General features: G+C 71.0%; 10 protein-coding genes. 6 read left to right on the forward strand and 4 right to left on the reverse strand.

The features are described from left to right. Nucleotides 1-129: 129 nt before the first annotated feature. A complete protein-coding gene (locus ACFVYR_RS18610) occupies nucleotides 130-339 on the forward strand; it encodes a DUF397 domain-containing protein (RefSeq protein WP_384253562.1) in 210 nt (69 codons plus the stop codon). 120 nt (nucleotides 340-459) lie between these two features. Here ACFVYR_RS18610 and ACFVYR_RS18615 read toward each other — a convergent pair whose 3' ends face one another. Then, the gene (locus ACFVYR_RS18615; RefSeq protein ID WP_384253565.1) at nucleotides 460-1,314 is read right to left on the reverse strand and encodes a hypothetical protein; all 855 of its coding nucleotides are present in this window, start codon (nucleotides 1,312-1,314) and stop codon (nucleotides 460-462) included. Between the two features lie 90 nt (nucleotides 1,315-1,404). Here ACFVYR_RS18615 and ACFVYR_RS18620 point away from each other — a divergent pair, with 90 nt between their 5' ends. Both ACFVYR_RS18620 and ACFVYR_RS18625 read left to right on the forward strand, forming a co-directional pair. Further along, nucleotides 1,405-2,202, forward strand: a complete 798-nt coding sequence (locus tag ACFVYR_RS18620; RefSeq protein WP_384253567.1) for an SDR family oxidoreductase — start codon at nucleotides 1,405-1,407, stop codon at nucleotides 2,200-2,202. 304 nt (nucleotides 2,203-2,506) lie between these two features. Continuing rightward, nucleotides 2,507-4,066 (forward strand): sodium:solute symporter family protein, encoded by a 1,560-nt coding sequence (locus ACFVYR_RS18625; protein ID WP_384253569.1) that lies wholly within the window; start codon nucleotides 2,507-2,509, stop codon nucleotides 4,064-4,066. A 324-nt stretch (nucleotides 4,067-4,390) separates the two neighbouring features. Here the strand turns inward: ACFVYR_RS18625 and ACFVYR_RS18630 are convergent, their stop codons facing one another. Beyond that, complete coding sequence (locus ACFVYR_RS18630) at nucleotides 4,391-5,896, reverse strand: MFS transporter (RefSeq protein WP_384253572.1); 1,506 nt, start codon at nucleotides 5,894-5,896, stop codon at nucleotides 4,391-4,393. 183 nt (nucleotides 5,897-6,079) lie between these two features. Here ACFVYR_RS18630 and ACFVYR_RS18635 point away from each other — a divergent pair, with 183 nt between their 5' ends. Continuing rightward, nucleotides 6,080-6,502: a MarR family winged helix-turn-helix transcriptional regulator gene (locus tag ACFVYR_RS18635; protein ID WP_384253743.1), complete on the forward strand. Its 423-nt coding sequence runs from the start codon at nucleotides 6,080-6,082 to the stop codon at nucleotides 6,500-6,502. Between the two features lie 4 nt (nucleotides 6,503-6,506). Here the strand turns inward: ACFVYR_RS18635 and ACFVYR_RS18640 are convergent, their stop codons facing one another. After that, nucleotides 6,507-7,625 carry an ADP-ribosylglycohydrolase family protein gene (locus ACFVYR_RS18640; RefSeq protein ID WP_384253574.1) on the reverse strand — a complete coding sequence of 373 codons (1,119 nt, stop codon included), beginning with the start codon at nucleotides 7,623-7,625 and terminating at the stop codon, nucleotides 6,507-6,509. 334 nt (nucleotides 7,626-7,959) lie between these two features. Here ACFVYR_RS18640 and ACFVYR_RS18645 point away from each other — a divergent pair, with 334 nt between their 5' ends. Both ACFVYR_RS18645 and ACFVYR_RS18650 read left to right on the forward strand, forming a co-directional pair. Continuing rightward, nucleotides 7,960-9,390: an FG-GAP-like repeat-containing protein gene (locus tag ACFVYR_RS18645; RefSeq protein ID WP_384253577.1), complete on the forward strand. Its 1,431-nt coding sequence runs from the start codon at nucleotides 7,960-7,962 to the stop codon at nucleotides 9,388-9,390. A gap of 80 nt (nucleotides 9,391-9,470) precedes the next feature. Continuing rightward, complete coding sequence (locus ACFVYR_RS18650; RefSeq protein WP_384253579.1) at nucleotides 9,471-10,856, forward strand: FG-GAP-like repeat-containing protein; 1,386 nt, start codon at nucleotides 9,471-9,473, stop codon at nucleotides 10,854-10,856. 200 nt (nucleotides 10,857-11,056) lie between these two features. Here the strand turns inward: ACFVYR_RS18650 and ACFVYR_RS18655 are convergent, their stop codons facing one another. Continuing rightward, nucleotides 11,057-13,669, reverse strand: a complete 2,613-nt coding sequence (locus tag ACFVYR_RS18655) for a bifunctional FO biosynthesis protein CofGH (protein WP_384253581.1) — start codon at nucleotides 13,667-13,669, stop codon at nucleotides 11,057-11,059. Nucleotides 13,670-13,752: the final 83 nt, after the last annotated feature.

The following is a 13,752-nucleotide window of genomic DNA, read 5'->3' on the forward strand; positions in this document are numbered from 1 at the left end:
GGTTGAGTGAACGATCCCTTCACGCCGCGATGTTGGCGAGTAGCGTCGTTCACGCCATCGAGCAGGAACGTTGGCGCCACCGCAGGGATGCGGCGACAGCAACTCAACGACTGGAAAACCGGAGAGAACATGGCAATTCAGCAAGGCGCCGCTCACACGTGGGTCAAGTCTTCGTACTCCACCGGCAACGGCGCGTGCGTCGAGGTCAAGTCACCGGTGGTGCGGTCCATTTCCGTGCGCGACTCGAAGGTCGCCGAGGGGCCGGTGCTCGCCTTCCCCGCCGAGTCGTGGAACGCGTTCGTCAGCGAGGTGAGCAGGGGGGCTGCCGACCTCGCGTGAGACCGCAGCGCACACCTGAAGCGGCACAACCGAATCAGTACCACCGAGTGAGTACCACCGTATGAGCCCTCTCGACTGGCCCGCCGTCCCGGCCGAGGGGGCTCGGCCCTACCGCGACGGTCAGCGCAGCGCGTCCACGTAGGTGTCCGTCCCCGGCACGGTGGGGATGAACGGCGCCACCAGCTCCACCCGCCCGAGACCCGACTCCGCCACGGCCTCCTCCCGCCCGGCGAAGTGTGCCTCCCAGCACTCCCGCGGATCCGCCGAGAGGAACCACAGCAGCGTCAGCCGGGTGTCGACGCCCTCGACCTGCTTCACATACGTCATCCGGTCCCCCGGCAGCGGCGTCGGCCGGAACAGCGTGACCATCGCGGCGGGCGCTGCGACTCCTTCCTCCGGGGCCAGGGCGCGCGGCAGGTCCCGGGCCCGCAGCCATTCGAGGAGTTCGGCCCGCCGCTGCGGCCCTTCGGCGTCGATGACCTCAAGGACCAGCCCCTTGTACGGGTGGTCGAGCGCGTGGAAGTCGCGCGGGCCCGCGGCGCCGTCCCGGTAGACGGTCGCCTCGTGGTCCTGGAAGGCCGTGAAGACGTGGGTGCGGTCCCGGTAGACGCGGCCGTCGCGGTTGAGCCGCTTGTTGATGCCGACGGTCCACTTCATGTGGTCGTCGTAGCGCCCTTCCGTCACCCAGTACGTGGACAGGTAGCACCCGGCGGTGACCGGCTCGGCTATCGCGGACTTGGCGGGGCGGCGCAGGAGCTGGAGCTCGCGCGTGGCCACCCAGCGGCGCCCCGCGTACATCCAGGGCATCGCCATCGCGCCGGCGTAGTAGTGGTCGTCCTCGTACCAGCGGTTGTACGCGTACTCGTGCCCCGGGTGCGGCTCGACCATGGTGATCAGGGCGTGCCCCGGGTGCACTCCGTAGGGCCCGACGGCGGCCAGCTCGGCGTAGACGTCACTGCGGGTGTCCTCGCTCATGCCTCTCCCCTGCCTCTCTCTTCCTTCCTCCGGTGGACGCCCATACTCTGACGCCCCGTCAGCGAATCCTCCAGAGCCGGGAGTCGCCCCATGCCGTCGTCCTCACTCCTCGCGTCACGGACCGTCGTCGTCTCGGGCGTCGGCGCCGGGCTCGGCCACCGGGTCGCGGCGGCCGTCGTGCGCGACGGCGGGAACGCCGTCCTCGGCGCGCGCACGGAGGCGAACCTCGCCAGGACGGCCGCCGAGATCGACCCCGAAGGCGCGCGCACCGCCTACCGCGCCACCGACATCACCGACGAACAGCAGTGCCGCGCCCTCGCCGCTCTGGCGCGCGAACGCTTCGGCGGGATCGACGCGGTCGTCCACGTCGCCGCCTGGGACAGCTACTTCGGCGGCGTCGAGGACGCGGACTTCGCCACCTGGCAGCAGGTCATCGACGTCAACCTGCTCGGCACCCTGCGCATGACGCGCGCCTGTCTGCCGGCCCTGCGGGAACGGCGGGGCGGGTCGGTGGTCTTCATCGGCACGCAGTCGGCGATCGCGTCGCCCTCGCAGGTCCGCCAGGCGGCGTACGCGGCGTCGAAGGGCGCGCTGACCTCGGCGATGTACTCCCTCGCGCACGAGCTCGGCCCCGACCACATCCGGGTCAACACGGTGCTGCCGGGCTGGATGTGGGGGCCGCCGGTCGAGGCGTACGTACGGTTCACCGCGGATGCGGAGGGGGTGCCGGAGGAGGAGGTGCGGGGGCGTCTCGCCGCACGCATGGCGTTGCCGGAGCTGGCGACGGACGGGGATGTGGCGGATGCGGTGGTGTTTCTGGCGTCGGACCGGGCGCGGGCCATCACGGGGCAGTCGTTGCTGGTCAATGCGGGGGAGTTGATGCGGTAGCGCTTCGCTGGATCGGGCGGCTCCTCCTGTGCGGGTTTGCCGTGGCTGGTCGCGCAGTTCCTCGCGCCCCTGACGGGGGCGCTTTTTTGCGCCCTCACCTTACTGACGCCGATCACACTCATGAACGCAAGTCAGCGAACAGAACGATTTTGCCTTCTCTTGACCTGGCGGGCGGTTGTCGGCCGAGTGCGGCCGAACCCACGATGAGCGGGCACTTCCGGGCCGCCCCTGGCCCCGTCGGCCGGTACTGGCGAAGTGCTGTCCAGTTATGCGCAGTTCACCAGGCGGACCCCTGGAGGGCCATATGAACAGTCTCGACTGGGCCGTACTCATCGGCTACTTCGGCGTGATGGTCGCGATCGGCCTGTGGTCGCACAAGCGGGTCGACAACGTCAGCGACTTCTTCACCGCGGGCGGCAAGATGCCCTGGTGGCTGTCCGGGATCTCGCACCACATGTCCGGGTACAGCGCGGTGATGTTCACCGGGTACGCCGGCATCGCGTACACCTACGGCGTGACGTCCTTCGTCACCTGGTCCTTCCCCATCGCGCTCGGCATCGCCATCGGCGCGCGGCTCTTCGCTCCCCGCATCAACCGGCTGCGCTCACGGCTGCACGTGGCATCTCCCCTCGAATACCTGAAGACCCGCTACAACCTGCCCACCCAGCAGGCGCTCGCCTGGTCCGGCATGCTGCTCAAGATCGTGGACGTCGGCGCCAAGTGGGCGGCGATCTCGACCCTGTTGTCCGTCTTCACCGGCGTCTCCCTCAACCAGGGCATCCTCATCACCGGCGTGATCACGGCGATCTACTGCACCATCGGCGGGCTGTGGGCCGACGCGCTGACCGAGCTCGGCCAGTTCGTCATCCAACTCCTCGCCGGTGTCGCCATGTTCGTCGCCGTCGTCGCCGAGCTCGGGCCGCACGGCGGGTTCTTCGGCGTCTGGGACGAGCCGGAACTCGCGGGCCACGGCAGACCACTCGTCGGCCCCTACGGCACGGTCTTCCTGCTCGCCTTCCTCTTCATCAAGCTCTTCGAGTACAACGGCGGCATGCTCAACCAGGCGCAGCGCTACATGGCGACCGCCAACGCCAAGGAGGCGGCGCGCTCCGCGAAGCTCTCCGCCGTCCTGTGGCTGGTCTGGCCCGTCGTCCTCTTCTTCCCCATGTGGATGTCGCCGCTCCTGGTCGACGCGAAGAAGCCGGACGGCTCCGACGCGTACGCCCTGATGACCGAACAGCTGCTGCCGCACGGCCTGTTGGGCCTCGTCATCGTCGGCTTCTTCTCGCACACGATGGCCATGTGCTCGTCCGACGCCAACGCGATCGCGGCGGTCTTCACGCGGGACGTGGCGCCGGCGTTCTCCGCGAAGGCGCGGGCCTGGACCGAGCGGAAGGGCCTGATCGCGGCGCGCCTCACCACGGTGATCTTCCTGGGGCTCTCCATGGCGGTCGCCACCCAGGTGAACTCCCCCACGTTCAAGGACATCATCACGGTCGTCATCAAGTGGGTGGCCGGTCTGATGGGGCCGATCGCGATTCCGATGATGCTGGGTCTGCTGCGTACGTTCAGGAAGTCCGGGCCGACCGCGGCGCTGACCAGTTGGGGGCTCGGCCTCTTCGCCTTCTACCTGGTCAACTACCCGATCGACGAGGCGATCGACGGCGGGGTCGCGCTCCAGTACCAGGTGTCGATCCCGCTGGCCGTCTCGCTCGTCCTCTACGTCGTCGTCGGCTGGGTGAAGCCGGAGGACACCCCGGAGCGGGACGCGCTCATCGAGCGCATCAACACGGACGACGACGGCTCCGCGGGAGCCGTTGCGCCGACGCCTTCGCAGCCGCGGGGCGATGCGGTGGCCCCGTAGGGGGACGGGGGTGCCCCTTCAGGGGCGCGGGGAACTGCGCGCTCAGCGCGCGAAAAGCCGCAGACGCGTCTGCCGGGATCCCCGCACATGCGGCTGCGGCTTCTTGCCGGTTGCTCGCGCAGTTCCCCGCGCCCCTTACCGGGCTCGGTCAGACCCCTACGCGCTCCGGCACAGCGATCGGACGACGCGGTGGCCCCGTAGGGGCGCGGGGAACTGCGCGCTCAGCCACGGAAAAGCCGCAGACGCGTCTGCCGGGAATCCGGCACATGCGGCTGCGGCTTCTTGTCGGTTGCTCGCGCAGTTCCCCGCGCCCCTTACGGGGCGTCAGACCCCTGCGCGTTCCGGCGTCGCTGTCTCGGACTCCGCGAGCTTCCGCAGCTGCGGCGTCCGCGGGGCGTGCAGGGCCGTGAGGCCCACCAGGGCGACGGCCACGACCAGGACGAACGCCGCGCCCGCGATGGCGAAGCTCAGCGTGAACTGGCTCTCCTGGGGCAGCGCGGGCATGCCCTTGGGCAGCGGAATCGTCTTCGACGCGAGCAGCGAGGTGATCATCGCGCTGGCGATGGCGCTGCCGACCGAGCGGGAGATGGAGTTGATGCCGTTGGCGATGCCGGTCTGGTGGGCCGGGACGCTGGCCACGATGAGCGCGGGCATCGAGGCGTAGCCGAAGCTGATCGCCAGGCCGATGACCATGCCCGCGCCGATCACGGAGGCGCTGGTGCCGTGCGCCAGGGTCAGCCAGGCGAAGCCGACCGCGCCGAAGACGGCTCCCGTGGCGAGCGTGAAGCGCGCACCGATCCTGCGGACCAGGACGCCGCCGAACTGCGCGCCGAGCAGCGAGACGATGGTGGTCGGCAGCAGGTAGACGACGGAGGCGCCGAGCACCGAGGCGCCGAAGCCGTACCCGGCCACGTTCTCGGGCATCTGCACGAGGTACGAGACGCCGATGAACTGGGCGAACATCGCGAAGCCGAGGAGCAGTCCGGCCAGGTTGGTGAAGAGGACGGGGCGGTGGGCGAACATCTTCATGTCCACCATCGGCTCCTTGACGCGCAGCTCGGTCAGGACCCACACGCCCGCCATGACGACGGCGCCGGCGAAGGAGCCGAGGGTGCGGCCGGAGGACCAGCCCCACTCGTGGCCCTGCGAGATCGGCAGGAGCAGCAGGACGAGCAGCAGCGCGAGGGTGCCCGCGCCCAGCCAGTCGGTGCGGCCGCCGGTCTTCGAGCGCGAGGCGGGGACCGCGAGGATCACGCCGACCAGCGCGAGGACGGCGAGGACGACCGCGAGCCAGAACACCCGGTGGTAGTCGGGGTCGGAGCCCTGCGTCAGCAGGCCCGCGCCGACCAGGGCGAGACCGCTGCCGAACGCCAGGGTGCCGCTGACCAGCGCCATGGCGCCGTGCAGCTTGGCCGGCTTGATCTCCTCGCGGAGCACGGAGAGCGCGAGCGGGAAGATCGCGGTGGCCGCTCCCTGGAGGATCCGGCCGACGATGAGCCAGGTCAGCGAGGTCGTGGTGGCGGCGAGCACGGAGCCCGCGATCATCACGAGCAGCACACCGATCAGGGTGGGCTTCTTGCCGTGCATGTCGCCGAAGCGGCCGAGCAGCGGGGTGAAGACGGCGGCCGAGAGGAGGGTGGCGGTGGTCACCCAGCTCACACCGGCCGTGGTGGCGTGCAGGTCGTTCTGGATGATCGACAGGATCGGGACGACCAGGGTCTGCATCATCGAGACGACCATGGCGGCGAGCCCGAGCACCAGGATGACGGCGGTCTGTCCGGTGGCTCTCTGGGGGGCCGCGTTCGGGGCCGCGTGCTGTGCGTGGGACACGGTGACTTCTTCTCTCCGGCTGCTCAACTACTTAAGAACCTCGATACTTGAGTACATCAAGTAACGCATCACAAGGTAAGCCTCAATAGTTGAGAACGTCAAGTTTCATGGCGTACGGTGGCTGACATGCCTGGAACCCCACGCGACCTGCCTGGAACCCCGCGCGTCGACAAGGCCCAGCTCATGGAGCTGCTCGCGGTGTCCCTCCGCGCCTACTACGCGGACTTCACGGAGGCGGCGGCGAGCGAGAACCTCACGGCGAGCCAGGGCAAGACGCTCAGCGTGCTGCGCGCGGGCCCCGCGGCGATGCGGGTCCTCGCCCGGACGCTGTCCTGCGACGCCTCCAACATGACGGGGATCATCGACCGCCTGGAGAAGCGCGGCCTGGTGCACCGGGAGCCGAGCCCCACGGACCGCCGCGTCAAGAACGTGCTGCTCACCCCGGAGGGCGAGCGGGCCGTCGACGCGATCCGCGCCACCATGCACACCACGCTCGCCGGCCTCGAAACGCTGACCGATGACGAGCGCGCCACCCTTCACGACCTGCTGAGCCGCACGTTCGCGACGGCCCCGGACACGGACCCGGACCCGGACCCGGTCAGCTAGGGCCTCACACCCGCGGGTAGCGGGCCAGCCAGCCCGGCGAGGAGACCGCGGGGCCGTGCAGCGCGGGGCCCTGCGTCATCTCCATCGCGAAGTCGTCCGCCAGCTCGAGGACCGTGGGCCTGCCCTCCAGCTCGGTGAGCCAGGCCGGTGGCAGCGCGGTCTCGCCGTGCAGCGCGCCGAGCAGCGCCCCGCACAACGCGCCGCACGCCGCCGACGCCCCGCCGTGGTTGACGGCGAGCCGCAGCCCGTGCCGGATGTCCTCGCCGACCAGGGCGCAGTACACGGCGACGGCCAGCGCGCCCTCGGCCGTCCCGTCCCTGTCCAGCTCCTCGACGCGCGCGGGCGTGGGCATGCCCTGCCGTACGGCGCCGAGCGCGTGCTGGAGCGCGTCCGTGACCGGCTGGTGGCCGGGGCGCTGGGCGAGGAGGGCGAGGCACCGTTGCACGGCGCCGTCGAGGGACTCCCCGCGGGCGAGACCGTGCACGATGACGGCGTGCGCACCGGCCGCGAGGTAGCCGGTGGGGTGGCCGTGGGTCTGGACGGCGCACTCGACGGCGAGCTGCAGCACGAGCTGCGGCTCCCAGCCGACGAGGAGCCCGAAGGGCGCAGATCTCGCGGCGGCACCGGCGCCGCGTTCGCCGGGGTTCTTGGGGACGTCGAGGGTGCCCATGACGTCGTTGCCGAGCCCGAGAAGGCAGGCGCGGGGCGGATTGCGCCGCGCGTACAGCCACTCCTCGCGGGCCAGCCAGCCGTCCTCCTCGCGCCGCTCGTCCGGGCCCCAGTCGCTCTGGGTCGCGGCCCAGCGGCGGTAGGCGCGGTGCAGGTCGGTCGGCGGGTGCCAGGCGCCGGTGTCACGGCGCACCTGGGCGCGTATGAGCCCGTCGACGGTGAAAAGGGTGAGCTGGGTGACGGCGGTGACGGAGCCGCGCCTGCCGTGCGCCCGCGCGGGTTCGGTGAGCCCCTCGGCGCCGTGCGCCTCGCGTATCGCGTCGAGGGAGAGCCCGTCGACGGGCGCGCCCAGGGCGTCGCCCACCGCGGCCCCGAGGAGGGTGCCGCGCACCCGGCTGCGGAAGTCCTGCTGCTCGGCACGGCCCCAGACACCGGTGGCTGCTGCGGTACCCACGCGGGCCTCCCTCCGTGCAGTGACGTGCCCCGACGCACCTCGACCGCCTGCGACTTTGCAGCACTGTAATCGACCGTGAACGATCGATTCAGTCGCCAAGTGGTATGCGAAGAGTCGCCCTTGAGGCGGCTTTTGAACGACGTTCACGGGAGCTTCGCAGTTGCTACGGATTCGCCGGGCTTCCGTCACCTTCCGGGCCGCCCCGCTCGAAGGTGAACAACAGGGGTCGTACGCCAAACGTCCGGATCACGTAACGGAGTTACTGCAGTGTGCAACCTTCCTCCGTGGGGTGCTGTCTCCTCCTACGTCACAGAGGTTCGCCACAGGAGGATCCGTGCCCCGCCGCACACTCATCAGCGCCATCGCCGTCGCCGCGCTGACCGCCCCTCTCGCCGTGTCCGTCACCTCCGGCACCGCGACGGCAGCCCCCCGGCCGCCCCGGACACCGGTCACCGACTTCAACCACGACGGGTACGCCGACCTCGCCGTCGCCGCGCCCTTCGGCACCGTCGGCGGCGTCGAGAAGGCGGGCTACCTCTCCATCGTGTACGGCACCGCCTCCGGGCCCGGCACCGAGCGCCACCAGCGCATCAGCCGCGCCACACCGGGCGTTCCCGGCGGACTCCGCGGCACGTACGCCTTCGGCGCCCAGACGCTCCCCGCCGACCTGGACGGCGACTCCTACACCGACCTCCTCGTGACGGGCGGCGACGACAACGGCAACAGGGCGACCGTCCTGTGGGGTTCCAAGGACGGCCTGACCGGCAAGGACACCGTCCTGCCGCACGACTACTCCGAGTTCGCCACGGGTGACTTCAACGGCGACGGCAAGCGCGACCTCGTCGTCAACGACACCCCGAGCGACGACCCCGACGTCTCCGGAATGACCATCCAGTACGGCCCGTTCACCCGCAGCGGCAAGCCCGCCGCCAAGGACGTCATCACCACCGGAGACGGGCCCTCCGGCCTCGCCCGCTTCATCACCGGAGACCTGACGGGCGACGGCGTCGACGACATCGTCACCACGCACGGCTTTGAAGAGATGACGCACGACGCCCGCTTCTGGAAGGGCGGCCGCGGCGGCGTCGGCCACACCTACAAGACCCTCGGCACGGCCTACAGCGGCACCGTCGGCGACGTCGACGGCGACGGGTACGGCGACCTGATCACCCGTGACATCGGGGGCATCACCGAGGAGATCGACAGCGCCCCGGGCAGCATCACCATCCAGTACGGCAGTTCGGCAGGGCCGACCGACGCGCGCAAGAAGGTCATCACCCAGGCCACCGCCGGCGTTCCCGGAACCAGCGAGGAGAACGACGCGTTCGGCGCCTCGCTCGGCGCGGGCGACGTGAACGGCGACGGCAGGGCGGAGGTCGCCGTCGGCGTCCCCGGCGAGAGCCTCGGCGCGAGCACCGGCACCGGCGAGGTCGTCCTGCTCAAGGGCGCGTCCAAGGCCGACGGCGGCATGACGGGCAAGGGAGCCGTGGCCTACAGCCAGTCCACGGCCGGCGTGCCCGGCGTCTCCGAGACGGGCGACGACTTCGGCCGCCAGGTGCGCCTCACCGACCTCGACAAGGACGGCAAGGCCGACCTGACCGCCACCGCCCCCGGCGAGGACGGCACCTACACCGACTCGGGCGCCCTGTGGAACCTCTTCGGCTCCGCGGGCGGCCTGACCACCACGGGCGCGGGCACGCTCGCCCCGGCGAAGCTCGGCGATCCCGAGAAGGACGCCAAGTTCGGTCTGCTGCTCGGCAGCTGACCACCCCACGACCACCTGACCGCACGACCACACGACACGATCTCTCTGGAGGACCAGTGCGTCGCTCTCTCATCACCGCCGTGGCAGTCGCCTCGCTCACGGCACCGCTCGCCCTCGCCACCGCGGGTTCCGCCTCGGCCGCGCCCACCCCGCCGAAGGCCCCCGTCACCGACTTCAACCACGACGGGTACGCGGACCTCGCCATATCGGCCCCCGGCAACTACGACAACAACGTGCCCGGCAGCGTCTCGATCGTGTACGGCTCGGCGAACGGCCCGGACAAGGCGCACGCCGTCACCATCAGCCGCGCCACGCCCGGCGTACCCGGCTCGGCGTCCGACGGCGGGCACTTCGGCAACCAGACGGCCGCCGCCGACCTCGACGGCGACGGCTACACCGACCTCGTCGTCAACGGCGGCAAGAAGGCCGTCGTCCTGTGGGGCTCCGCCCAGGGCCTGACCGGCGAGGGCAGCGTGGAGCTGGCCTCGAACGGCGCGCGCGTCACCGCCGGTGACTTCAACGGCGACGGCAAGCGGGACCTGGTCACGGCCGAGTACCCGGCGCCCGAGGACCCGATGGACAACGACGACGCGGGCATGACCATCGCGTACGGCCCGTTCAAGAAGGACGGGAAGGCCGCGAGCAGCCAGCAGGTCGTCACGAGCCAGACGTTCGGCCCCGGTGACTTCGTCGTGGGCGACGTGACCGGCGACGGCGTCGACGACATCGTCAGCAGCCACGGCTTCGAGGAGATGGCCCACAAGAGCCAGCTGTGGAAGGGCGGCAAGGACGGGGTGGCCACCACCTCGCAGAAGTTCGCGCCCTCCCTCGGCGGCGCGATCGCGGACATCGACGGCGACGGCTACGGCGACTTCGTCACCCGCGACATCGGCACCAACTTCGAGGACATGCCGTACCAGAAGGGCACGGTCCTGGTCCGCTACGGCTCGGCCTCCGGCCTCTCGGACCGCACCACGAAGATCACCCAGGACACCGCGGGCGTTCCCGGCACCGGTGAGGCGGGCGACGAGTTCGGCTCCTCCATCAGCGCGGGCGACGTGAACGGCGACGGCTTCGCGGACGTGGCCGTCGGCGTCCCCGGCGAGGACATCGGGACCACCGCCGACGCGGGCAGCGTCGTCCTGCTCAAGGGCTCCCGCACCGGCCTGACCGGCACCGGATCGCAGGCCTTCGACCAGTCCAAGGACGGTGTCCCCGGCGCCTCCGAGAAGGGCGACAAGTTCGGCGCCCACGTCCTGCTCTCCGACCCCAACAAGGACGGCAAGGCCGACCTGACGGTGGCCGCGCCCGACGAGGACGGCTCCGTCGCCGACACCGGTTCGGTCTGGCACCTGCGCGGCTCCGCGAGCGGTCTGACCGTCACGGGCATCGACTCCTTCGGCCCGGCGGCGATCAACGCCCCGGCCACCGCGGGCGTCCGGTTCGGCGACGGCCTGGCCGGCTGACACCCGTAGCACCGGCAGCACCCAGCAACACCCGCTAGAAGCCGGTAGAACCCGGTAGAACCCGGTAGAACCCGCAGTATCCGCGAGCGCCCGCGAGTGAAGGGGCCGCGACACGATGCGCACACCTCGCCGACATCGTGTTCGTGGCCCCGCTCGCGGGCGCCGTCGACCGTTTCGGCGCCTCGTTCCCGCGCCGGCCTCTACGAGTCGAGTACCGGAAGCAGCTCCGGCAGGTGTCCGTCCGAGGCCGCCGCCGCCCGCTGCCGCTCCTCGGGCACCTCGCCGTACAGCGTCGTCCGCGGCTTCGCGGGGCGGCCCGCCGCGTCCGCGATGGCGACGAGGTCCTCGACCGAGCGGTACGAGCCGTAACTGGAGCCCGCCATGCGGGAGATGGTCTCCTCCATCAGCGTCCCGCCGAGGTCGTTCGCGCCGGACCTGAGCATCTCGGCGGCGCCCTCCTGGCCGAGCTTCACCCAACTGGTCTGGATGTTGGGGATCAGCGGGTGCAGCAGCACCCGCGCCATGGCCGTCACCGCGCGGTTGTCGCGTGTGGTGGGACCGGGGCGGGCGATGCCCGCGAGGTAGACGGGCGCGTTGGTGTGGATGAAGGGCAGCGTCACGAACTCCGTGAAGCCCTCGACGCCCTTGGCGAGCGCCGACTCCTGCATGGCGGCCAGGGTGCGGAAGTGGCCGAGCCAGTGCCGGGGCTGGTCCACGTGGCCGTACATCATCGTGGAGCTGGAGCGGATGCCGAGCTCGTGGGCGGTCGAGACGACCTCCTTCCACGTGGCCGTCGGCAGCTTGCCCTTGGTGAGGACCCAGCGCACCTCGTCGTCGAGGATCTCGGCGGCCGTCCCCGGGATCGAGTCGAGCCCCGCCTCCTTGGCGGCGGTCAGCCACTCGCGGATCGAGAGCCCCGTCCGCGTCGCGCCGTTGACGACCTCCATCGGCGAGAAGGCGTGCACGTGCATGCCCGGCACGCGCTCCTTCACCGCGCGCGCGATGTCGAAGTAGGCGGTGCCCGGCAGGTCGGGATGGATGCCGCCCTGCATGCAGACCTCGACGGCGCCGACGTCCCAGGCCTGTGCGGCCCGGTCGGCGACCTGGTCCAGGGAGAGCGTGTAGGCGTCGGCGTCGGTCCTGCGCTGCGCGAAGGCGCAGAAGCGGCAGCCGGTGTAGCAGACGTTGGTGAAGTTGATGTTGCGGGTGACGATGTACGTGACGTCGTCGCCGTTGACGCTCTCGCGGATGTCGTCGGCGACCGAGCAGAGCGCGTCGAGGGCGGGCCCGTCGGCGTGCAGCAGGGCGAGCGCCTCGTCGTCGGTGAGCTTCGTCGGGTCGTCGGCGGCCTGCTTGAGCGCGGCCCGTACGTCGCCGTCGATGCGGGAGGGCACCATGCCGGGCGCGGCCTGCTCGCGCAGTGCCTCCCAGTCGCCGTACACCTCGTCGAAGTCCTCGCGCCGGTCGCTGGTGCGGCCGTCCGTGTCGATGGTGCGGTGCAGGTCGGTACGGCCCGACGAGGCGACGTACCCCTCGTCGGGCTCCTGCCACGGGTGGCCCTCGACCAGCGCGTCGGGCCGTGCGAGGCCGGTCTCGGGGTCGGCGAGCGCCCGCAGGTGCGGCAGGAGGCGCGGGTCGAGCCAGGGCTCGCCGCGCCGCACGAACTCCGGGTAGACGCAGAGCCGTTCGGCGAGCCGGAAGCCCGCGCCCGCGGAGCGCTCGGCCAGCTCCTCGACCTGGGGCCACGGCTTCTCGGGGTTGACGTGGTCGATCGTGACCGGCGAGACCCCGCCCCAGTCGTCGATGCCCGCGCCGATGAGCCGCTCGTACTCGCCCGCGATGAGGTTCGGCGGTGCCTGGATGTTGCCCGAGGGGCCCATGATGTGCCGGGCGACGGCGATCGTGGCGACCAGGTCGTCGATCTCCGCGTCGGGCATGCCGCGCATCGCCGTGTCCGGCTTGGCGCGGAAGTTCTGGATGATCAGCTCCTGGATGCCGTGGTACGAGCGCGCCACGCGGCGCAGCGCGAACAGCGAATCCGCCCGCTCCTCGTACGTCTCGCCGATCCCGATGAGCAGCCCGCTGGTGAACGGCACGGAGGAGCGGCCCGCGTCCTCCAGGACGCGCAGCCGGACCGCGGGCTCCTTGTCGGGCGAGCCGTAGTGCGGCATGCCGGGCTCCGACCAGAGCCGCTCGGACGTCGTCTCCAGCATCATGCCCATGCTGGGCGCGACGGGCTTGAGCCGCTGGAAGTCCGTCCAGGTCACGACGCCGGGGTTGAGGTGCGGGAGCAGTCCCGTCTCCTCCAGGATGCGGATGGAGATGGCGCGGACGTACGCGATCGTGTCGTCGTACCCCTCGGCCTCCAGCCACTCGCGGGCCTCGGGCCAGCGGTCCTCGGGCTTGTCGCCGAGGGTGATGAGGGCTTCCTTGCAGCCGAGTTCGGCGCCGCGCCGCGCGATGTCGAGGACCTCGTCGGGGGACATGAACATGCCGTGGCCGTCCCGGCGCAGCTTGCCGGGCACGGTCGCGAAGGTGCAGTAGTGGCACTTGTCGCGGCAGAGCCGGGTGAGCGGGATGAACACGCTCTTCGAGTACGTGATGACGCCGGGCCGGCCCGCCGCTTCGAGGCCCGCGTCGCGCACCCGGGCCGCGGACGCCGTCAGGTCGTCGAGGTCCTCGCCCCGCGCCTGCAGCAGGACGGCGGCCTCGCTCACGTCGAGCGCGACACCGTCCCTGGCCCTCCTGAGCGCGCGTCGCATGGCGTTGGCGGTGGGTCGTCCGGCCCCCGGGGGCTGCGCGCTGTTCGTCATGTCTCCGAGCATACGAGCGATAACACCTGTCTCATACAGATACTTCCCCCCTGCCTGACCCCCTCCCCCACCTGTCGCCTGCC

The organism is Streptomyces sp. NPDC058284 (genome assembly GCF_042881135.1).
Taxonomy (GTDB): Bacteria; Actinomycetota; Actinomycetes; order Streptomycetales; family Streptomycetaceae; genus Streptomyces.

Bases quoted from the DNA above. Each gene is read 5' to 3' on its own strand.
- ACFVYR_RS18610 (WP_384253562.1), top strand. From the start codon at position 130: ATGGCAATTCAGCAAGGCGCCGCTCACACGTGGGTCAAGTCTTCGTAC.
- ACFVYR_RS18655 (WP_384253581.1), bottom strand. From the start codon at position 13,669: ATGACGAACAGCGCGCAGCCCCCGGGGGCCGGACGACCCACCGCCAAC.
- ACFVYR_RS18620 (WP_384253567.1), top strand. From the start codon at position 1,405: ATGCCGTCGTCCTCACTCCTCGCGTCACGGACCGTCGTCGTCTCGGGC.
- ACFVYR_RS18635 (WP_384253743.1), top strand. From the start codon at position 6,080: ATGGAGCTGCTCGCGGTGTCCCTCCGCGCCTACTACGCGGACTTCACG.
- ACFVYR_RS18615 (WP_384253565.1), bottom strand. From the start codon at position 1,314: ATGAGCGAGGACACCCGCAGTGACGTCTACGCCGAGCTGGCCGCCGTC.
- ACFVYR_RS18625 (WP_384253569.1), top strand. From the start codon at position 2,507: ATGAACAGTCTCGACTGGGCCGTACTCATCGGCTACTTCGGCGTGATG.